The organism is Burkholderia sp. NFPP32, from assembly GCF_900119325.1.
GTDB lineage: Bacteria > Pseudomonadota > Gammaproteobacteria > Burkholderiales > Burkholderiaceae > Burkholderia > Burkholderia pyrrocinia_C.
The window spans coordinates 68,492-88,841 of the sequence record NZ_FPJP01000014.1 but is presented as its reverse complement, the minus strand read 5'-3'; the positions used below and the strand labels follow the sequence as shown (position 1 = coordinate 88,841).

General features: G+C 66.1%; 16 protein-coding genes and 1 pseudogene. 10 read left to right on the top strand and 7 right to left on the bottom strand.

The window, feature by feature from the left end:
* The first annotated feature begins 370 nt into the window (after positions 1 to 370).
* From BT264_RS24215 to BT264_RS24195, 5 genes and pseudogenes are all read left to right on the top strand, one after another.
* Complete coding sequence (locus BT264_RS24215; protein WP_072441765.1) at positions 371 to 1,618, top strand: ROK family protein; 1,248 nt, start codon at positions 371 to 373, stop codon at positions 1,616 to 1,618.
* On the top strand, positions 1,605 to 3,158 hold the full coding sequence (locus tag BT264_RS24210; protein ID WP_072441624.1) for a sugar ABC transporter ATP-binding protein: 1,554 nt from the start codon (positions 1,605 to 1,607) through the stop codon (positions 3,156 to 3,158). Before BT264_RS24215 ends, BT264_RS24210 begins: the two co-directional genes overlap by 14 nt.
* A 42-nt stretch (positions 3,159 to 3,200) precedes the next feature.
* Complete coding sequence (locus BT264_RS24205) at positions 3,201 to 4,238, top strand: ABC transporter permease subunit (protein ID WP_072441627.1); 1,038 nt, start codon at positions 3,201 to 3,203, stop codon at positions 4,236 to 4,238.
* 84 nt (positions 4,239 to 4,322) lie between these two features.
* A complete protein-coding gene (locus BT264_RS24200) occupies positions 4,323 to 5,267 on the top strand; it encodes an ABC transporter substrate-binding protein (RefSeq protein ID WP_072441630.1) in 945 nt (314 codons plus the stop codon).
* A 120-nt stretch (positions 5,268 to 5,387) separates the two neighbouring features.
* A pseudogene (locus BT264_RS24195) lies at positions 5,388 to 6,325 on the top strand (carbohydrate kinase).
* A 22-nt stretch (positions 6,326 to 6,347) separates the two neighbouring features.
* On the opposite strand, the gene BT264_RS24190 reads toward BT264_RS24195, so the two are convergent.
* From BT264_RS24190 to BT264_RS24180, 3 genes are all read right to left on the bottom strand, one after another.
* Complete coding sequence (locus BT264_RS24190) at positions 6,348 to 8,078, bottom strand: SulP family inorganic anion transporter (RefSeq protein ID WP_072441632.1); 1,731 nt, start codon at positions 8,076 to 8,078, stop codon at positions 6,348 to 6,350.
* Between the two features lie 24 nt (positions 8,079 to 8,102).
* Positions 8,103 to 8,729, bottom strand: coding sequence for a ParB-like protein (locus BT264_RS24185; RefSeq protein WP_072441635.1), 627 nt, complete (start codon positions 8,727 to 8,729; stop codon positions 8,103 to 8,105).
* 130 nt (positions 8,730 to 8,859) lie between these two features.
* Positions 8,860 to 9,402, bottom strand: coding sequence for a GNAT family N-acetyltransferase (locus BT264_RS24180; protein WP_072441767.1), 543 nt, complete (start codon positions 9,400 to 9,402; stop codon positions 8,860 to 8,862).
* A 281-nt stretch (positions 9,403 to 9,683) separates the two neighbouring features.
* Between BT264_RS24180 and BT264_RS24175 the strand changes: the two genes are divergently transcribed.
* The 4 genes from BT264_RS24175 to BT264_RS24160 all read left to right on the top strand — a co-directional run bounded on the left by BT264_RS24175 (position 9,684) and on the right by BT264_RS24160 (position 14,796).
* Positions 9,684 to 10,904: an MFS transporter gene (locus BT264_RS24175; RefSeq protein ID WP_072441768.1), complete on the top strand. Its 1,221-nt coding sequence runs from the start codon at positions 9,684 to 9,686 to the stop codon at positions 10,902 to 10,904.
* Positions 10,905 to 11,118: 214 nt separating this feature from the next.
* Positions 11,119 to 11,937, top strand: coding sequence for a TetR/AcrR family transcriptional regulator (locus BT264_RS24170; protein WP_072441638.1), 819 nt, complete (start codon positions 11,119 to 11,121; stop codon positions 11,935 to 11,937).
* Positions 11,938 to 12,094: 157 nt separating this feature from the next.
* Complete coding sequence (locus BT264_RS24165) at positions 12,095 to 13,849, top strand: AMP-binding protein (RefSeq protein WP_072441641.1); 1,755 nt, start codon at positions 12,095 to 12,097, stop codon at positions 13,847 to 13,849.
* Between the two features lie 29 nt (positions 13,850 to 13,878).
* Positions 13,879 to 14,796, top strand: coding sequence for a DUF1571 domain-containing protein (locus tag BT264_RS24160; RefSeq protein WP_072441644.1), 918 nt, complete (start codon positions 13,879 to 13,881; stop codon positions 14,794 to 14,796).
* 27 nt (positions 14,797 to 14,823) lie between these two features.
* On the opposite strand, the gene BT264_RS24155 is transcribed toward BT264_RS24160, so the two are convergent.
* A complete protein-coding gene (locus BT264_RS24155) occupies positions 14,824 to 15,108 on the bottom strand; it encodes a PXPV repeat protein (protein WP_072441647.1) in 285 nt (94 codons plus the stop codon).
* Between the two features lie 294 nt (positions 15,109 to 15,402).
* On the opposite strand from BT264_RS24155, the gene hfq reads away from it, so the two are divergent.
* Positions 15,403 to 15,984: an RNA chaperone Hfq gene (gene hfq, locus BT264_RS24150; RefSeq protein ID WP_034184055.1), complete on the top strand. Its 582-nt coding sequence runs from the start codon at positions 15,403 to 15,405 to the stop codon at positions 15,982 to 15,984.
* A gap of 79 nt (positions 15,985 to 16,063) precedes the next feature.
* Here hfq and BT264_RS24145 read toward each other — a convergent pair whose 3' ends face one another.
* The 3 genes from BT264_RS24145 to BT264_RS24135 all read right to left on the bottom strand — a co-directional run bounded on the left by BT264_RS24145 (position 16,064) and on the right by BT264_RS24135 (position 20,349).
* On the bottom strand, positions 16,064 to 16,771 hold the full coding sequence (locus tag BT264_RS24145) for a DUF2968 domain-containing protein (protein WP_072441650.1): 708 nt from the start codon (positions 16,769 to 16,771) through the stop codon (positions 16,064 to 16,066).
* A gap of 56 nt (positions 16,772 to 16,827) precedes the next feature.
* Positions 16,828 to 18,219, bottom strand: a complete 1,392-nt coding sequence (locus BT264_RS24140) for a sigma 54-interacting transcriptional regulator (protein ID WP_072441652.1) — start codon at positions 18,217 to 18,219, stop codon at positions 16,828 to 16,830.
* A gap of 108 nt (positions 18,220 to 18,327) precedes the next feature.
* Positions 18,328 to 20,349, bottom strand: coding sequence for a pilus assembly protein TadG-related protein (locus BT264_RS24135; RefSeq protein WP_305729457.1), 2,022 nt, complete (start codon positions 20,347 to 20,349; stop codon positions 18,328 to 18,330).
* Between the last annotated feature and the right edge of the window lies 1 nt (position 20,350).

Genomic DNA, 20,350 nt, shown 5'->3' with positions numbered 1-20,350 from the left:
TAGGTTCAGGTCCTAGCGGTGGCAACACCGTGGAGGTTCGAGTCCTCTCCTGGGCACCACTTATTTAAAAAGGTCGGCTTCTAGCCGGCCTTTTTTCATTTCCCATCCTGCATCATTCACACCGCCCCGTTGATCCGCACGGTGTGCCCCCCCCTTCCCTTGCCACCTACCGGACGAACGTCGTCACGTCCGCGGCGAACACGCGCCCGCCACGCGAATTCCAAAGTTTTCGCCCCGGTTCCGCGACCCATTCCCCATTTCCCGAGCACCGGGATTTCCCTAGGCTGACATGTCGGCGCTCACGCGGTTAAATAAATCAACGTGATTTATTTAATGCGCTACCGCACAGCGCAACATGGAAGGAGACGCCATGAGAAGCCCGCACATCGGCCAGGGAAGTAATTCGGCCAACGTGCGCCGTTACAACGAGCGCCTGCTGCTGAAGACGCTGCGCCGCGCAGGCAGCGCGTCGAAGGCCGACCTTGCGCGTCTCGCGAGCATGACGGGCACGGCGGTCGGCAGCATCATCGCATCGCTCGCCGATGCGAAGCTGATCGAATTCGCTGGCCGCACCGAAGGCCAGCGCGGCCAGCCGGCATCGTTGATCCGCCTCGACCCGCGCGGCGCATTCGGCATCGGCGTCCATCTCGACCGGATGCGCATCGAAACCGCGCTCGTCAACTTCGCGGGCGACGTGCTCGGCCGCCGCTCGCACGACACGCTGCTGCCCCCTCCCGCCGACGTGCTCGAGATCGTGCGTCACGACATCGACGCGATGCAGGCCCTGCTCCCCGACCACGAACGCGCCCGCCTGACCGGCATCGGCGTCGCGCAGCCTTACAACCTCGGCGCGTGGATGCGCGAACTCGGCCTCGCGCCCGACACGTTCCGCGCATGGGAAGACGTCGATTTCGCGAGCGACCTCGGTCGCGCGCTGTCGCTGCCCGTGTTCGGCGAAAACGACGGCAACGCGGCCGCGATCGCCGAGCTGTTCTACGGATATGGCCGGCAGTGCGACGACTTCGTCTACCTCTTCATCGGACCGGCGATCGGCGGCGGCATCGCGATCGACGGCGACTGCCTGCGCGGCGTGACCGGCAATGCAGGCGACATCGCCGTGATTCCCGTGCCGCCGAGCCGGCTGGCATCCGCGCCGCCGCCGCGCGGCCCGTGGGACATCCTGCTCGCGCGCGCCTCGCTGCACGCGCTCGTACGCCATCTGCGCCATCACGGCGAGACGGTCGAGAACCGCGCCGATCTCGAAGCCTGCATTGCCCGCGGCCTGCCGGCCGTCGACGAATGGATCGACGACTGCGTCGACGCGCTCGCGCCGGCGTTGCGCGCGGTGCTGTGCGTGGTCGATGCTCCGGTAGTCGTGATCGACGCCGATACCGATGCGGGCCTGCTCGACGCGGTCACGACGCGCCTGCGCTCGGCACTGGTTGCCACCGCGCCCGAAGCGCGCGGCACGCCGACGCTCGTGCGCGGCACGTTCGGCGCCGACGCCGGCGCGATCGGCGCGGCCACGCTGCCGATGTTCTTCAACTTTTCCCCGCGGGCCGGCATCCTCAAGGGCGCCCGCACCGACTCGCAGGAGGTCAACCATGTCGCGGTCTGAGTCGCCCCGCCCGCTGCTCGAAATGCGCCGGATCAGCAAGACGTTCCCGGCCGTGCGCGCGCTCGACAATGTCAGCCTGACCGTCTATCCGGGCGAGATCCACTCGCTGATGGGCGAGAACGGCGCCGGTAAATCGACGCTGATGAAGATCCTGTCGGGCGCATACCGCGCCGACGCCGGCGGCGAGATCCTGATCGACGGCGAACGCATCGACATCGACGGGCCGCTCGCCGCGCGCGATGCGGGCGTCGCGGTGATCTACCAGGAGCTGTGCCTGTCGCCGAACCTGACCGTCGCGGAAAACATCTACGTCGGCCGCGAACTGCGGCGCGGCAATCGGCGCTGGGGCATGATCGACCGCGCGGCGATGGCGCGCGGCTGCCAGGACGTGCTCGCGCGCCTCGGCGCATCGTTCGGCCCCGAAACGCTCGTCGACACGCTGTCGATCGCCGAACAGCAGCTCGTCGAGATCGCGCGCGCCGTGCACACCCGCGCCCGCATCCTCGTGATGGACGAGCCGACAACGCCGCTGTCGTCGCGCGAAACCGAGCATCTGTTCCGCCTGATCCGCCAGTTGCGCGCGGAAGGTCTCGCGATCATCTACATCAGCCACCGGATGGCGGAGATCTACGAACTGTCCGACCGCGTGTCGGTGCTGCGCGACGGCGCATACGTCGGCACGCTCGAACGCGAATCGCTGTCGGCCGAGCGTCTCGTCGCGATGATGGTCGGCCGCGACATCTCCGGCTTCTACAAGAAGGAACACGCGCCGTACGACCCCGGCCACCTGTTGCTGTCGGTACGCGACATCGCCGACGGCGCGCGCGTGCGCGGCTGCAGCCTCGACCTGCATGCCGGCGAGGTGCTCGGCATCGCCGGGCTCGTCGGCGCGGGCCGCACCGAACTCGCGCGGCTGATCTTCGGCGCCGAACCGCGCGTGCGCGGCGACGTGAAACTGGCCGGCCGCACGTTCGGCGGACACTCGCCGCGCGACGCGATCGACGCGGGCCTCGTCTACCTGACCGAAGACCGCAAGCGCCAGGGCCTGTTCCTCGACATGAGCGTGCGCGACAACATCAACATTTCCGTCTGCAACCGCGATGCACGGCTCGGCGCGCTCGACCTCGCGCGCGGCGCCGAACGCGCGCGCGACGCGATTTCCTCGCTGTCGATCCGTGTACCTCACGCGAACGTCAACGTCGGCGCGCTGTCGGGCGGCAACCAGCAGAAGGTTCTGCTGTCGCGCCTGCTGGAGACGAAACCGCGCGTACTGATCCTCGACGAACCGACGCGCGGCGTCGACATCGGCGCGAAATCCGAGATCTACCGGATCATCAACGAACTGGCCCGTGCCGGCGTGGGCGTGATCGTGATCTCGAGCGAGCTGCCCGAGATCATCGGCGTCGCGGACCGCGTGCTCGTGATGCGCGAAGGCGAGATCGCGGGCGAACTCGGCGGCCACACGCACACGCCCATCACGCAGGAAGCCATCATCGCGCTCGCGACCGGCTCGCAGGCCGAACTCGCCGACGCGCACTGAGCCGCGCTCTTTCATTTGACTCTTACAATTCAGGTTACCGAAATGATCAACCCGACCAAGCAGCGGAACCTCGCTTCCGCGACGGCCCATCCGGTGGGCGATCGTACTCCCCAGTTGCGCACCGCCGATCATCGAGCACGCATGCAGTCGCTGATACGCACCGCCGGCATGCTGCCGGTGCTGCTGGTCCTGTGCATCGGCTTCGGCTTCCTGACCGACGGCTTCTTCACGCTGCAGAACCTGTCGATCGTCACGCAGCAGGCGTCGATCAACATCGTGCTCGCCGCCGGCATGACCTTCGTGATCCTGACGGGCGGCATCGACCTGTCGGTCGGCTCGGTGCTCGCCGCCGCGGCCGTCGCCGCGCTGATCGCGTCGACCATTCCCGGCTGGGGCTGGCTCGGCGTGCCCTTCGCGCTCGTCGTCGGCCTCGTGTTCGGCGCGATCAACGGCGGCCTGATCTCATTCCTGCGCCTGCCGCCGTTCATCGTCACGCTCGGTGCGATGACGGCCGTGCGCGGCGTCGCGCGCCTGATCGGCAACGACACGACCGTGTTCAATCCGCAGTTGCCGTTCGCGTTCATCGGCAACGGCACGATCCTCGGTGTGCCGTGGCTCGTCGTGATCGCGTGCGCGGTGATCGCGATCTCATGGTTCATCCTGCGCCGTACCGTGCTCGGGATGCGGATCTATTCGGTCGGCGGCAATCCGGAAGCCGCACGCCTGTCGGGCATCAACGTGCGGGCGATCCAGATGTTCGTGTATGCGGCGTCGGGGCTGCTCGCGGGCCTCGGCGCGGTGATGTCCGCCGCGCGGCTCTATGCGGCCAACGGCCTGCAGCTCGGCCAGTCCTACGAACTCGACGCGATCGCCGCGGTGATCCTCGGCGGCACGAGCTTCGTCGGCGGCGTCGGCTCGATCGTCGGCACGCTGATCGGCGCGTTGATCATCGCGGTACTGACGAACGGACTCGTGCTGCTCGGCGTGTCCGACATCTGGCAGTACATCATCAAGGGGCTCGTGATCATCGGCGCCGTCGCGCTCGATCGCTACCGCCAGCGCGATTCGGCGCGCACCTGACACCGTTCCCGTCCATTCAACCTTGCGGCGCAGGCAGGCACGCCCGCGCCCGTCTACCAACCAACCTCACGGAGACACAACGACATGTTCAAGCACAAAGCCGCCCTGACCGCCGTCGCCTGCGCACTCTCATTCGGCGCTGCCGTCGCGCACGCAGCCGACAAGCCGCTCAAATCGATCGGCGTCACGGTCGGGTCGCTCGGCAACCCGTACTTCGTCACGATCGTCAAGGGCGCCGAAGCGCGCGCGAAGCAAATCAACCCGAACGCGAAGGTCACGGCCGTGTCGGCCGACTACGACCTGAACAAGCAGTTCACGCAGATCGACAACTTCATCTCCGCGCACGTCGACATGATCCTGCTCAACGCGACCGACCCGAAGGCGATCGAGCCGGCAGTGAAGAAGGCGCAGGCGGCCGGCATCACGGTCGTCGCGGTCGACGTCGCGGCAGCCGGCGCGAATGCGACCGTGCAGACCAACAACGTGAAGGCCGGCGAACTCGCGTGCGACTACATCGCGAAGAAACTCAACGGCAAGGGCAACGTGATCATCGAGAACGGGCCGCAGGTGTCGGCTGTGATCGATCGCGTCACCGGCTGCAAGACCGTGCTCGCGAAAAACGCGGGCATCAAGCTGCTGTCGAGCGACCAGGACGGCAAGGGCTCGCGCGAAGGCGGGATGAACGCGATGCAGGGCTACCTGACGCGCTTTCCGAAGCTCGATGCGGTATTTACGATCAACGACCCGCAGGCGATCGGCAGCGATCTCGCCGCGAAACAGCTGAACCGTCCGGGCATCGTGATCACGTCGGTCGACGGTGCGCCCGACATCGAGGTCGCGCTCAAGTCCAACACGCTCGTGCAGGCGTCGTCGAGCCAGGACCCGTGGGCGATGGCGCAGCAGGCCGTCAACGTCGGCTACGGGATCATGAACGGCCAGAAGCCGGCCAATCCGATGATCCTGATCGAGCCGACGCTCATCACGCGCGACAACGTGAAGACCTACAAGGGCTGGAGCGCCCCGCGCTGATCGCGCCGCCCGTCCACTGAACCGGGCGGTGCCGGGCTGCGTCGCCGCGCGCGACGGCCGGCGCCGCCCGCCCCGCCCGCTCACATCAACCACTGCACGGCCGCGCCACAAGGTTTCAACATGACGACGACGCTCCCCCGCCTGATCGTATTCGGCGAAGCGCTGACCGATTTCATCCGCGACGACGCGCAGCGCTGGCACAGCGTCGCCGGCGGCTCATGCTGGAACGTTGCGCGCGTCGGCGCGCGACTCGGCGCGCCGACGGCCTTCGCCGGCACGGTCAGCCGCGACATCTTCGGCGACGAACTGATGCGCAGGAGCGCCGACGCGGGGCTCGACATGCGTTTCATCCGGCAGGTCGACCGCGCGCCGCTGCTCGCGATGGTCGTGTCGAAGCAGCCGCCCCACTATTTCTTCATCGGCGAGAACAGCGCCGATCTCGCGTTCGATCCGGCGGACCTGCCCGCCGGCGCACTTGACGCGGCCGAGATCGTGCACATCGGCTCGCTCGGCGTCGTGCGCGAGCCGCTCGCGTCGCGCCTGATCGAGGTGGCGCGGGCCGCGCGCGCGGCCGGCAAGCGGATCTCGTTCGATCCGAACTACCGTGCGCCGATGGCCGCGCCGTCGTATCGCGACACGCTGCGCCGGCTGGTCGCGCTCGCCGACTGGATCAAGGTGTCCGACGAGGACCTTCACGGGCTGTTTCCCGAACTCGACGAAACGGCCGCACTCGCGCAACTGCGTGCGTGGGGGCGCCCGATGCGACGATGCTCGTCACGCGCGGCGCATCCGGCATGCAGCTCCTGCATCGCGACACCGTGCTGTTCCAGCCCGCGTTCCCGACCGAGGTCGTCGACACGGTCGGCTGCGGCGACGCCAGCATCGGCGGCTGGCTCGCGAGCCAGCTTGCGCGGCCCGATGCATCGCCCGCCGAGCATCTGCGTTACGCGGCCGCGTGCGCGGCGGTCGCCTGTGCTCACGCAGGCGCCTATGCGCCGACGGCCGCGGAAGTGGCCGATATGATCGATCGCGCTGCCGACGCCGTGCTTTCGCAATAGATCGCACTGACGCGCCGCCTCGTTACACGGAGGTCGTTCCGGCGCTGCCGTCCGGCTGCATACCAGCCTGCAACAGTTGCAGACTTTCGTCTACGCTCAGTTCGGACATCGCGTCCTCATGCAGCGTATCGTCCGCCGCACGGCGCAACGCATGCAGCGCGTGCACCTTGAGCCTCACGATCGCGAGCCGCAGCCCGCGTGCCGTGCATTCGGCCGCGAACGTGCGCAACGATTCGATCGTCGTGCCGTCGATATCCGGCGTTTCCTCGAGGCTCAGCATCACGGCATGCGTGTCCGGCGCGGCCTTCATCAGCGCACGTACGCGATTCAGCATCCGGTCCGCGTTCGCGAAGAACAGCTGCGCCTCGGGCCGCACGATCAGCACGCCCGGCACCGGCTTCGCGTCCGCATGGCTCGCGACGTCGACGAAGTCATGGCTGTCGCGCAGCCGGCCGAGCACGCTGACGTTCGGCTCGGACAGCTTGCGCAGCGTCAGCAGCAGGCTTACGCCGATGGCCGCGAGCAGCCCGTGCAGCACGCCGAGCACGAGCACCGCGAGCAGTGCGGCGATCACGACGAGCCGGTCGCGATGCCAGTCCCAGTACGGCTTGAATACGGACGGATGCAGCGAGTGGCTGACCGCGAAGATCACGATCGCCGCGAGCACGGGCTCCGGCGTGCGCGCAAGCTGCGGCAGCAGCAGCCAGACGATCAGCGCGACCACGCCGGCCGCCCACAGGCCGGCGAAGCGCGACTGCGCGCCGGCCGCCTCGTTCGCCGACGTTGCCGAATAGCCGGCGCCGACCGGCATCCCGTGCAGCAGGCCCGACACGAGGTTCGCGCAGCCGAGCGCGACGAGGTCGCGGTTCGGCGACACGCTGTCGCCATGCTTCAGCGCGAAGTTGCGGATCGATCCGTACGACTCCGCGTACAGGATCAGCATCAGCGCGAACGCGAGCTCGACCGTCTGCATCCACGCGTTGCGGTCGAGCTGCGGCAGGCCGAATTCGATGTGCCGGAAATCGATGTTGCCGACGATCGCGATCCCGTATCGCTGCCAGTCGATCGCATAGCCGACAGCGATCGACAGCACGATCACGACGAGCGTAGCGGGCACGCGCGAGCGGCGCCCGAGCACGAACAGCAGCGCCAGCGCGGTCGCGCCGAGCACGACACTCGCGAGGTTCGCATGCGGGGCGCCGGCGATCAGGTCGAGCGTGACATGCGGCGCATCGCTGTGCTGCACGGAAATCGCGAGAATCTTCGGCAACTGCTTGATGACGATCGTCAGTGCGAGCCCGAACGTGAAACCGCGCAGCACGGGCCGCGCGACGAAGTCCGACATGCCGCCGAGCCGCGCGGCGCCCGCCAGCATGAACAGTACGCCCGTCATCGCGACCAGCGCCGCCGCCAGCGCGAGCTGTTCGGCAAGCGCCATCCCCGATTCCGCGAGCACGGTCGCCGCGAGCACGGCAGCCGACGACGACGTCGACGACACGATCGCGAAGCGGCTGCTGCCCGTGAGCGCATAGACGACGAGCCCCGCCAGCAGCGCGATGAGGCCGGCCTGCGGCGGCAGGTTGGCCAGCCCCGCATACGCTACCGCCTCGGGAATCAGCAGGCCCGCGATCGACAGGCCCGCCAGTGCATCGAGGCCGATGCGCCGCGCGGGCGGCGGCGAGGCCGCGTCGAGCGCGGAGAAATGGTCGGCATGCTGCGGGCCGGCATCGGGGCGGATCGGGGCGATCGTCATGAGGCGGTCGGCGCCGTGCGCCGGTCAGGGTTTGACGGCGATGACGCCCGACCAGCCGGGCAGATAGCGCGCATCCTGGTCGTGCGCGCGGTGCAGCGCGAGGTCGAGCGCCTTTGCAAAGTTCTTGCGGATCTGGTCGAGCGACACGCGCTGGCGCAGGTAATCGGCCCACAGGAATTCGCTGAACGGCGTCGCGTCCTTCGCATAGCCGCCCGCCGTGCGCAGTTCGCCTGCAAGGCTGCGGTACGGATCGTCCACGAGCCCCGTCAGCGCCTTCGGCAAATGCACGTAGTCGCGACGCGACCCGTCCGCGCCGAACGGATGCACCCACTGGTTGTGCTCCATCATCCGCCAGAAAATCGTGTCGTCGAGCCACGACAGATCCTTCAGCAGCATCGCGTTCACGCGCGACTCGCCCTCCTCGATCAGCGCGAGGCCGAGATGGTGATGATCGGTGATGTAGTGCAGCCCGTCCGGGCCGAGGACGGCCGGGAACCAGTGCGATTCGATCGCGGCCTTGCGCGCGCGCTTGTCGAGCGCCTTCCAGTGCTTGCGCTTCGCCTTGACTTCGCGATAACCAACCGTCATCTGCGTCGGACGCAGCGCGTCGAGCCTGACTGGAATGAGATGAACGTCGCGGCCGAGTGTCATGGTCGTACCCCATGTTGCGAAATTCCGGCAACGATACTCCTGATCGCGCGAGCCGTTAATACGTCATGACCGCGATATGCCGGCGATCGACGATCTCCGGCAGCCGCGCACGCGTGTGCACGATGCCGCGCTACGCGCGCAGATCGTTGCGCTCGAGACGATGGCGAATGTAAGGAATGCCGTCCTGCACGACGCTCACGCGACGCATCCCGAGCTTGCGCGCGACGTTCAGCGAACCGTTGTTGGCCTCGGCGATATCGGCGATCACGCGCGGCAGGCGCACGGTATCGAACGCATGCCGCACGACGGCGGCCGCGGCCTCGCTCGCGATGCCGCGCCCCCAGGTCGCGCGCACGAGCCGCCAGCCGATCTCGACATCGCGCGCACCGTCCGCATAGTCGGGAATCAGCAGGACCCAGCCGATAAACGTATCGGGGGCGGCCTTCTCGAAGATCGACCAGTAGCCGAGTCCCGGCGGATAGTCGCGCGTGATCCGGTGCGTGACGAAGCGGCGATGCTCGACGGGATCGTGCCACGGGCCCGCGATATGCCGCGTGACCTCGGGATCGCGATCCATCGCGATGCACGCGTCGAGATCGGCCAGCACGCGCGGGCGCAGCCACAGCCTGGCGGTTTCGAGCACGGGCAGCGCAGCAGCGGAACGTTCGTTCATCGGGACTCCTGATTCGGTGACGATGCGCGTCGAGCGCATTACAGAACAAATACAAAACGCCTTCCGGAATGATACAGATGCCTGTCGCCGGTCCGGCGCGGCTTCGTTTCCGTTTCCGAAACAGTTCATTTCGTAGGGATTATTCCCGATTCGGCGTTATCGCGCCCCACATCGCATGGCGCCGCGGCCTACACTCGATCAGTGCCCGCGCACCGCGCGCAAGCCGGGCCGGCATCCGCATGCACATCCTGAGCGCGCAAGCCAACGAGGAGACCTCGGACATGAGCTGGACCCGCGAACAACGCAACGTCACGATCGCCGCCTACCTGGGCTGGACGCTCGACGCGTTCGATTTTTTCCTGATGGTTTTCGTGCTGAAGGACATCGCCGCCGAATTCGCGTCGACGATCCCCGCCGTTGCGTTCGCGCTCACGCTGACGCTCGCGATGCGCCCGCTCGGCGCACTGATTTTCGGCCGGCTCGCCGACCGCTTCGGCCGCCGCCCGACGCTGATGGTCAACATCGCGTGTTATTCGCTGCTCGAACTCGCGTCGGGTTTCGCGCCGAGCCTGACCGCGCTGCTGGTGCTGCGCGCGCTGTTCGGCATCGCGATGGGCGGCGAATGGGGCGTCGGCTCCGCGCTGACGATGGAAACCGTGCCGACCCATGCACGCGGTTTCGTGTCGGGACTGCTGCAGGCCGGCTATCCGAGCGGCTATCTGCTCGCGTCCGTCGTGTTCGGCCTCTTCTACCAGTACATCGGCTGGCGAGGCATGTTCATGGTCGGCGTGCTGCCCGCGCTGCTCGTGCTGTACGTGCGCACGCACGTGCCCGAATCGCCGGCGTGGAAACTGATGGAGAAACGCCCGCGCCCGAGCCTCGGAACCACGCTGAAGCAGAACTGGAAGCTCACGATCTACGCGATCGTGCTGATGACCGCGTTCAACTTCTTCTCGCACGGCACGCAGGATCTCTATCCGACGTTCCTGCGCGAACAGCATCACTTCGATCCGCATACCGTGTCGTGGATCACGATCGTGCTGAACATCGGCGCAATCGTCGGCGGACTGTCGTTCGGTGCGATCTCGGAACGGATCGGCCGGCGCCGCACGATCTTCATCGCCGCGCTGATCGCACTGCCCGTGCTGCCGCTGTGGGCGTTCTCGAGCGGCCCGATTGCCCTCGCCGCGGGCGCGTTCCTGATGCAGATCTCGGTACAGGGCGCGTGGGGCGTGATTCCGGTCCACCTGAACGAGATTTCGCCCGACGAAATCCGCGCGACCTTCCCCGGCGTCGTCTACCAGCTCGGCAACCTGCTCGCGTCCGGCAACGCGACGATGCAGGCATCGCTCGCCGTTTCGCACGACAACAACTACAGCTTCGCGCTCGCGCTCGTGGCCGGCATCGTCGCCGTCGCGATCGCCGTGCTGATCCTGTTCAGCCGCGAGCGGCGCGGCATCGACATGACGCAATCGGTCAATACGCGTAGCACGGTCGGCTGAACCCGCACATTGACGCATCGCACCATCGCGCGCGCCCCGCCCCTCGGGGTCGCGCGCCACGCTTGCCGCAGTTGCACATCGAACTAGAGGAATTTGTCCAGATTCCCCGCTTGCCCGCTCCGCCCGCGTTTTTTTATCTTAATAAAAACGACTGTTTGAATCAGACAATCAAATCACCTGTTCGCGGCCGGGCGACCGGCATGGGAGGCGGAACATGGCAGTAAGTCAGGAGGGGCGGCCATCCGCGGGACGGCCGTCCGGGGCGCGATCATCCGGCCCTCGGCAGACCGGCGGGACGAAGGCGCGCATCCTCGATGCGGCCGAGGACCTGTTCATCGAGCATGGCTTCGAGGCGATGTCGATGCGGCAGATCACGTCGCGCGCGGCGGTCAACCTCGCGGCGGTCAACTACCACTTCGGCAGCAAGGAAGCGTTGATCCACGCGATGCTGTCGCGCCGGCTCGATCAGCTCAACCAGGAACGCCTCGGCATCCTCGACCGCTTCGATGCGCAGCTCGGCTCGCACATCACGTGCGAGCACGTGCTCGGCGCGATGTTCATTCCCGCGCTGAAGGCGTCGCGCAATCCGGAACGCGGCGGGCCCGGGTTCCTCCGGCTGATCGGCCGCGCGTACACCGATCCGTCGCCGTTCGTGCGCAACTTCCTGACCGCGCACTACGCGAGCGTCGCGGGCCGCTTCTTCGATGCGTTCCAGCGCGCGTTGCCGCACCTGCCGCGCACGGAGCTCGGCTGGCGGCTGCACTTCGCGATCGGCGCGCTGTCCGGCGCGCTCGCGGGTGCCGAGACGGAAAGCCTGATCGACGAGTTCTCGCAAGGCCGCACGATGAACGACGTGCAGATGATCGCGCGGCTGTCATCGCTGATCGTCGCCGCGCTGAAGGCGCCGATGCCCGACAGCGCCCAACTGTCGATTTTCGCGGCGGTGCTCGACGACGCGGGAGCGAGCGAAGCGTTCGGGCTGCCGTCGAGTGCGGCAGCCGCCGAGACGGCGACGCTGCATTCCGCGAACTGAGTGCGCGGGGCCACACGCGACTTCCTGTTCACGATTTGATCGATACGAGGGGTCATGCGGTGCGTCGAGGCGCCCGTGTTGATCGCCCGTGAAGCATGGGGCACGGGCAGGCATCGAAGCGCCTGCCCGCGCCAAAAGCAAAGACCGGAGACACGTCATGTCATCTTCCGCAGCAACCGCAGCGGCCCAGGTTCCGCCGAACACCGACGGTATCTGGTACGCGTCATACCCACCCGGCGTACCGCACGAAATCGACGTCACTCAATACGCATCGCTCGTGCAGTTCTTCGACGAATGCACGACACGCTTCGCCGAGCGCGTCGCCTACGTGAGCGCAGGCGCATCGATGACCTATCGCACGCTCGCGCGGAAAGTCGACGCATTCGCGTCGTATCTGCAAAGCCTCGGCGTGAAACCCGGCGACCGCGTCGCGATCATGCTGCCGAACACGTTCCAGTATCCGGTCGCGCTGTTCGGCACGCTGAAGGCCGGCGCAATCGTCGTCAACGTGAACCCGCTCTATACCGCGCGCGAACTCGCGCACCAGCTGAAGGACAGCGGCGCGCAGACGATCGTCGTGTTCGAGAACTTCGCGAGCACGCTGCAGGAGGCACTGCCGGAAACGCAGGTGAAGAACATCGTCGTCACCGCGCTCGGCGACCTGCTCGCCGACGGCTTCAATGCGAAAGGACGCCTGATCAATTTCGTGCTGAAGCACGTGAAGAAGCTGGTGCCGGCCTACCACCTGCCGCAGGCGATCCGGCTGCGCTCCGCACTTGCGCTCGGCGCGCGCGGCAAACCGCAGCCGGTGCAGATAACGCGCGACGACCTCGCGTTCCTGCAATACACGGGCGGCACGACCGGCGTCGCGAAAGGCGCGATGCTCACGCACGGCAACCTGATCGCGAACCTGCTGCAGGCGAAGGCATGGATCGCCGACCAGGTCTCGGGCGACGTCGAAACCGTGCTCACACCGCTGCCGCTCTATCACATCTATTCGCTGACGGTGAATGCGTTCATCTTCATGGGGCTCGGCGGGCGCAACATCCTGATCGCGAACCCGCGCGACATGAAAATGGTGATGAAGATCATCCGCAACGAAACGTTCACGGGGATCACCGGAATCAACACGCTGTACAACGCGTTCCTCGACAACGAGGAATTCCGCAAGCGCGACTTCTCGAAGCTCAAGCTCGCGATGGCGGGCGGGATGGCGATGCAGCGTGCGGTCGCGGAGCGCTTCCAGCAGGTGACGGGCCGGCCGGTGGTCGAAGGCTACGGCCTTACCGAATGCTCGCCGATCGTCACGATGAACCCCGTGAACCTGAACGACATGGCCTCGTTCAGCGGTTCGATCGGCCTGCCCGCCCCGTCCACCGTCGTGCGCTTTCGCCGTGAGGACGGTACCTGGGCCGCGATCGGCGAGCCGGGCGAGCTGTGCGTACACGGTCCGCAGGTGATGCGCGGCTACTGGCAGCGCCCCGACGAGACGGCCAAGGCGATCGACGCCGACGGCTGGCTCGGCACCGGCGACATCGGCGTGATGGACGAACGCGGCTTCATCCGCCTCATCGACCGCAAGAAGGACATGATCCTCGTATCGGGCTTCAACGTGTATCCGAACGAGATCGAGGAAGTGCTCGTGATGCATCCGGGCATCAGCGAGGCCGCCGCGATCGGCATTCCCGACGAGGTGCAGGGCGAACGAATCAAGGTGTTCGTCGTGCGCCGCGACCCGTCGCTCACCGTCGACGACGTGCTCGCGCACTGCCGCAAGAACCTGACCGGCTACAAGATGCCGAAATTCGTCGAGTTCCGCGACGCGCTGCCGCAGACGAACGTCGGCAAGATCCTGCGCCGCGCGCTGCGCGACGAGGAGCTCGCCAGGATCAAGACCGCGAAGCAAGACTGAACGATCCATCGCTCCGGGAGAGGCTGTCGATGAACGCAGGAAAGAAGCGCAGCGCGCGGCATGCAGCCGCCGCGGCAGTCGCGTGCATGCTGTCGCTCGTTCCGCCGGGCCTGCATGCGCAGGAAGCGGCCGATGCCGCGAGCGCGGCACAGGAGGTCGCGCTGCCGGCGGACCTGGCGAAAATCACGCGCGACCCGGTCGCGCAACAGGCGCGCTGGCTGCGCACGGCCGCGCAGCGCGGCACGCTCGCGCAGCTGGACGACGCGACGCTCACGACGCTCTTCAAGGCGCTCGACCCGCTCGCCGTGCCGCTCTATATCCGGAATGGCCCTAACGGCTATCCGTCGTACCAGTTCACGATGGTGCGTCAGGAGCGCATCAGCGGGAAATGGTCCGACACGCCCGACCGCATGCTCGTGAAAACCACCCGCGAGCCGCTGCGGGTATATGCGAAATGGCTGCCGGGCGGCGCGCATGCCGGCCAGGAGACGATCTACGACACGACGCAGCGCAAGGACGAGATGTACGGCCATCTCGGCGGCCTGCTCGGCAAGATTCCGTTGTGGACGGCGCTCGACGGCGCGCTCGCGCGCGCCCAGTCGAATCACCAGGTGAAGGATCTCGGCACCGAGTTCATCACGAACCTGTACCTGACCGAAGGGAAGAAATACCAGGAAGCCGGCGTGCAGCGGCCGACCCGGGTGGAGGCAAAAACGATCGGCGGCGTGCGCGTCGTCGCGCTCACCTACGAAACGCCGACCGGCCGGCCGCAGTTCTACGCGAAGAAGGAAGTCCTCGGGCTCGACCTGCACGCGCCCTATTTCCGGACCGTCGAGTCCTACGACAACGACGGCAAGATCTTCGAGCGGATCGTCATCGAGAAAATCGCGCCGGCGACGCTAGACGACACCGCATTCGACCCGAAAAACCCCGACTACGCGTTCTGATGCGCACCGGCGGGGCCGACCTCGGGCTCAATCGTCATCGTCGTCGCCGTGGTGCTTGCGCCAATGCTTGTAATAGTGCTTGCGCCACTTCCGGTAGCGATCGTCGTCGTCATCGCCGTAATAGCCGTATCCGTAGCCCGGATAGGCGACCACAGCCGGCTGCGGCGCCACATAAACCGGTGCCGGCTCGACATAGACCGGCGCGACCGGTACGCCGATGCCGACCGACAGGTCGACATGCCCCGCCATTGCACTTCCGGAAGCCAGCAACGCCATGCCCCCGACCAACCCTGCCACTTGACTCTTGTTCATGCTCCGGATCCCTGATAAGCCGGCCCGCCCGGCTCGCGCGACCAAATGTAAGCGCCGCGCACGCACCGAGGTGATACGGCGCTGCGAGAGTCGTAACGCGACGTAACGAAATGGCTTTGGCCGTTCGGCCGAATCGCGAAAATGCGCTGGAACGTCTATAGTGGGTTACGGTTCGACACAATCACGACTGCGCGCTTCCCTATCGAACAGGGTAGAATTCCGCCAAACGCCTTGTGGACGAACACGCCACACACGCACAACATATTCTCTGACGCAGGCTCCTGCCGCACCTCAATGGCCAATCCCGCAGAATCCCATCCGCAAAACGACTTCATCAATTCGGCGCGCAAGGAACGTAAGCGCGTTGAAATCTATCTCGTCAACGGCATTCGTCTGACGGGATGTATCGAGTCGTTCGACCAGTACCTGGTGATGCTGCGCACCCCCGTGGGTCTGCAAGGCATCTACAAGCGCGCGATTTCCACGATCCAGCTCGACACGGGCGGCTCGCGCCCGGGCGGCGGCGGCCCCCGCGGTCCGCGCACCGGCGGGCGCCCCGGCGGCCGTGAAGGCGGCGGTCACAGCCCGTACGGCTCGCACGGCGGCCCGCGCGAATCGCGTGGCGACGGCGGCGGCTACGGTTCCCGCGAACCGCGTGAAGGCTATGGCTCTCGCGAGCCGCGCGAAGGTTACGGCTCGCGTGAACCACGCGAAGGCTATGGCGCACCGCGCGAACCCCGTGAGCCGCGCGAAAGCTACGGCGCGCCGCGCGACACCGGTGACGCATCCGGCAACACATCGCCGTCGGATGCACGCGGCGGCAACGGGCCGGTGATCGTCACCCGCCGCCGGCGAATCGTGCCGGACGGCCAGTAAAACAAAAGGGCAAGCCAACGGGCTTGCCCTTTTCTCTTGTGCGGCCGGCGCGGCAAGTCGCCGCACCGCCACTCTCGGCTCAGCGTGCCGTCCTCGGCAGGCCCGCGTCGGCCTCGCGCTGCAGCGAACGCACCTGCTGCTGCAACGCGCGCAGTTGCGACTGGAGTTCGGCCTGCTGCGCCTGCAACGCGACCGTCTCGCTGCGTACGCTCTTCTGGCGATCCGCGACCGCTGCCTGCTGCTGGCGTGCAATCGAGATATCGGCCTGCAGACGCCGCGCACGGTCCTGCGTGACTTCGATCTGCTTGTCCATTTGCGCCTTCTGCGACTCCAGCTTAGTCGCTCGCAGTTCGTTGACGGCCAGCCGCTCCGCCTGATGCGAGAAATCGCGATAGATCGCTTCCGCGCGCGTTTCGTCGTAAGTCTTGATCACGCGCCAGAACGCCTTCTGCTGGAACAGCGCGACGAAGTACGCACCGTCCTTCACGTTGAACAGCAGGCTCGCACCGTAGCTGCCGTTGTAGCTCGTGCGCATTTCCGTCAGCGTGTGCGCCTGGATCTGGCGCTGCAGGTCGTCGACCGTGCTCGGCCCCGTCGTCTCGCCCGCCTGCGGCTGCACCGACGTCTGGACCTGCGAATCGATCACCGGAATCGCTGCCACCGGCGCCGATGCCTGCTGCACCGCCGGCGAATCGCTGCCTGCCAGCCCCTGCGCGTAAGCGCCCTGCATGCCTCCTACCATGGCGAACAACACACACGCCCGCCCCAACCCCGTCATATGGCTCATGAAGTTTTTATTCCCCGCCCGAGTCGTTGTAATCCAACGCGATTTTATCTCATTAATTACTCGCTTTCGCGTGTCTCGGGCTCTTCGTCGAAGATCTGATATTTGCGCATTTTTTCCCACAACACCTTGCGGCTGATGCCGAGCTGCTGCGCCGTGTCCTGACGCCGCCAACCGTTTGCATCGAGCGCCGCGATGACGCGATTGCGCTCGTTCATGTCCCACTTGCTTCGATCGACGAAGACCTCGGCCGCACTCTCCGCCGGCACCGGCTGTGCCGAGTTACGCGCATGCGCAATCAGCCGCTGCAGCCGCGCGGCATCCCACCCGCCCGTCTGCCGCACCGTCACGCCGACACGCTCGGCGAGATTGCGCAATTCGCGCACGTTGCCGGGAAAATAGCTGTCCGCGACCGAATCCGTCAGCCAGTACGGCAGATCCGACAACTCAGCGAGCCGGTCCTCGCCGACGACCTGCGCGACGAACGACTTGAACAGCGCGATCTTGTCGACCGCGCCGCGCTCTTCCAGTGACGGAATGCTCAGCTCGATCACCGCGAGCCGGTAGTAGAGATCCGCGCGGAACAGGCCTTCCTTCACGAGCTGCGGCAGCTTCTTGTTGCTCGCCGCGACCAGGCGGAAATCGACCTTGACCGACGTCGCCGCGCCGACGCGCAGCACCGCGCCGTCCTCGAGCACGCGCAACAGCTTGACCTGCTGGTATAGCGGCAGATCACCGACTTCGTCGAGGAACAGCGTGCCGCCCGCCGCCTGCTCGAAATAGCCTTTATGCGCAACAACCGCGCCCGTGAACGAGCCTTTCGCATGGCCGAAGAACAGCGATTCGAACAGGCCGTCCGGAATCGCGCCGCAGTTCACCGGTACGAATTCGCCGTGCCGGTAGCGCGAATGCTTTTCGTGCAGCAGTTGCGCGATGCGCTCCTTGCCGACGCCGGTTTCGCCGTGCAGCAGCACGTTGGTGTCGCAGTCGGCGAACGTATCGACTTCGTGCAGCAGCGCCTGCATCGATTCCGAGTGCGCGACGAGTTCGGACGGCTGTAACGTTTCGGCCGCGTGCGCACGCAGTTGCGTGACGAGCTTGCCGATCATGCCGCGCAGTTCGGCGCACGTGAAGTCGAGCGGCAGGATGTGCGAATACTCGGGCGGATACTGCGACGCGTCGTGGTCGCGCGCCGCGCCGACCCAGACGACCGGCATGCCGATGTTGGCCTGCCAGTCGCGCAGGAACGCCGCGCCGGTTTCGATCATCGACACGCTGATGATCGCCAGCGACGGCCGCAACGCGGCGCGTTCGGGCGAGATCTCCGCGTTGTCGGCACGGATCACTTCGACGTCGAAGCTCGCCATGCACCGGGCGACGCGGTCGACGATGTCCGCCTTGCCTTCCCAGACGTAGAGGTCGAGTTCTGCGATTGCGGGCGTGGTTCTCATGATTCGGGTGCGGCTTCAGTTATTGACGAGTTGCTCGGTGTTGCAGGTCAGTGATCGGTTGCGAACGGCAGCGACGACGCCTGCTTCGATAACGGAACGTTCAGGCATTTATTGAACCAGCATGGGATTGCCGCATTTGATCGAGTCCGGTGTGTTCGTGACATAGGCGTTCCCCAGGCTCAAACCGAGCAGGCCCGTGACCGAGGTCAGCAGCGAATCGATCGGTTGCAGGAGTAGCGGAACGAGTGTGGTCGCCAGCGCGGACAAGATCGGCCCGGTCACGACGCCCAGTATGGGATTCACTATGTCGCCCAGCCACGACAGCAAACCGCTGCTCGTCGATAGTTTCAACGACAGGCCGCTGTTCAAGATACCTTGAACAGCGGGCGACAGGAACTGATCCGTTCCCGTGCTCAGCATGTACGGCGACGCCGGGTTCGGCGAAGCGGACGACCCGGGCCCGGGGTATGTGAACACCAACGGCGTCGGACTTTGGTTGGCGACGGGAACCGTCAGCTGTCCGGGCAACAGGTTGATGTTGATCGAGATATCGGTCAGGTCGACGATTCCTAACGTCAGGGTTTTGACCAACGTCGTCAGTCCGGAAACCAGACCGCCGAGGTTCAACAGGTTGAGCAGGCTCTGCAGGTTGACGGACACCAACGTAATCGGTGCAGCGCTGCCGTCGGGAACATAACCGCTGGGCGCATTGAGATTGATCGGCGTATTCGCCGCGCCGCCGATGTAGACGGCCACTACCCCGGTCTGCACGTTTACCTGCGCGCTTTTCGTGCCGCCCGCGGTGCAGGTGACGGACATCAGGCCCGCCTTCGCCGGCGCGACATAAGCGGTGATCGGCAATTGCACCGCTGCAAGCGGCGTCGCATTGCCCGATGGACAACTGCCGCCAGGAAAGACCAGCGAGCCGTTGGAGCACGTCGACAGCAGCGAGATCGACGTATTGAGGAACACGTTCCCCTGCGCGGTCGACGTGTTGGTCGTGCAATCGGACGTCCCGCAATTCGCCGGTCCGGGCGGACCGCTCGCGGTGGACGGCGGATTCGCCCCCAACTTGACGGAACCCGACACGGTCACGTTGAGTAACGGTGCGAGCAAAGTAGGTGTCTGGACCGTGACACTGGGAATGCTCACCGAATTCGTGCCGTTCGCGATCTGCAATGCCGTCGACAACAATCCGAGCGCATTGACGCTGGTGTTGACGGCGGAAGTTCCCGTAGCGGTTGCGGCGGAAACCAACTGGCCGAGCGCGATCTGCGGCCCGCCACAGATGCTGTTCGAGCAAAGCGCGACGACGAGCGCATTCAGAACGTTCAGATTCGCCGCAGCCACATTCTGCTGCGTCGCCGCCTGCAACGTCGCATTGGCCAGTTGGCCGAGCGTCACGTTGCCGTTCAATACGGACGTGCTGGTACCGACCGGCAGATTGGCGAGAATGCCGGCCAGTTTCAGGTTGACTTGCGCGAGCCCCTGATAATCGACAGCCTGCAGACTCAGTGAATTGGGCGACCCCGTCAGCGCCTGGAGCAACTGATTGGCCAGTCCGCCATTCAGCGCTGCCAGCGACGTGGTCAGCGTAAAGGTATCGGTTGGCACGCTCTTGGCAATGGCCGACGCGTCGATGGTTACCCCGCCGCGGAAAATGCCCGAGACTGGCTCGGAAACCGTCACGCATACGGCATTGACCGATTGACCGTTGATCGTTCCGGGTGACAAGCCGGCGCATTGACCGTTGGTTGCTGCTCCAGAGGTCGGCGTAAACAGCGGATTGCCGCTGCCTTGAGGTGCGGTCCAGACACCGCACGTCACGGAAACGGTCGAGTTGGCCGGCAGTGGATTCGCCGCTGGATTCGCGATTCGATTGGCTGCAGTTGTCGCTGTCGTGCAGGTCGAATCAGCGGTAATTTGCGACACCGCCGAAAGCGCGGCCAAATCGGCAGCCGCCTGCATGCTGCGCCGTTCGGAATAGAAATGGCCGATGTCGATCGCAGCCAGCATGATGAATGCGACCGACACCCAGATCGCGGCCATGACCGCAACGGCGCCGCGCTGGCGCCCCGGACCGCCGGCAGCGCGGCGCCGCCGCGCTACGTGTGATTGATCTGCGTGCATC

Coding starts and splice junctions, on each gene's coding strand:
- BT264_RS24215 (WP_072441765.1), top strand. CDS start 371: ATGAGAAGCCCGCACATCGGCCAGGGAAGTAATTCGGCCAACGTGCGC.
- BT264_RS24210 (WP_072441624.1), top strand. CDS start 1,605: ATGTCGCGGTCTGAGTCGCCCCGCCCGCTGCTCGAAATGCGCCGGATC.
- BT264_RS24205 (WP_072441627.1), top strand. CDS start 3,201: ATGATCAACCCGACCAAGCAGCGGAACCTCGCTTCCGCGACGGCCCAT.
- BT264_RS24200 (WP_072441630.1), top strand. CDS start 4,323: ATGTTCAAGCACAAAGCCGCCCTGACCGCCGTCGCCTGCGCACTCTCA.
- BT264_RS24190 (WP_072441632.1), bottom strand. CDS start 8,078: ATGACGATCGCCCCGATCCGCCCCGATGCCGGCCCGCAGCATGCCGAC.
- BT264_RS24185 (WP_072441635.1), bottom strand. CDS start 8,729: ATGACACTCGGCCGCGACGTTCATCTCATTCCAGTCAGGCTCGACGCG.
- BT264_RS24180 (WP_072441767.1), bottom strand. CDS start 9,402: ATGAACGAACGTTCCGCTGCTGCGCTGCCCGTGCTCGAAACCGCCAGG.
- BT264_RS24175 (WP_072441768.1), top strand. CDS start 9,684: ATGAGCTGGACCCGCGAACAACGCAACGTCACGATCGCCGCCTACCTG.
- BT264_RS24170 (WP_072441638.1), top strand. CDS start 11,119: ATGGCAGTAAGTCAGGAGGGGCGGCCATCCGCGGGACGGCCGTCCGGG.
- BT264_RS24165 (WP_072441641.1), top strand. CDS start 12,095: ATGTCATCTTCCGCAGCAACCGCAGCGGCCCAGGTTCCGCCGAACACC.
- BT264_RS24160 (WP_072441644.1), top strand. CDS start 13,879: ATGAACGCAGGAAAGAAGCGCAGCGCGCGGCATGCAGCCGCCGCGGCA.
- BT264_RS24155 (WP_072441647.1), bottom strand. CDS start 15,108: ATGAACAAGAGTCAAGTGGCAGGGTTGGTCGGGGGCATGGCGTTGCTG.
- hfq (WP_034184055.1), top strand. CDS start 15,403: ATGGCCAATCCCGCAGAATCCCATCCGCAAAACGACTTCATCAATTCG.
- BT264_RS24145 (WP_072441650.1), bottom strand. CDS start 16,771: ATGAGCCATATGACGGGGTTGGGGCGGGCGTGTGTGTTGTTCGCCATG.
- BT264_RS24140 (WP_072441652.1), bottom strand. CDS start 18,219: ATGAGAACCACGCCCGCAATCGCAGAACTCGACCTCTACGTCTGGGAA.
- BT264_RS24135 (WP_305729457.1), bottom strand. CDS start 20,349: ATGCACGCAGATCAATCACACGTAGCGCGGCGGCGCCGCGCTGCCGGC.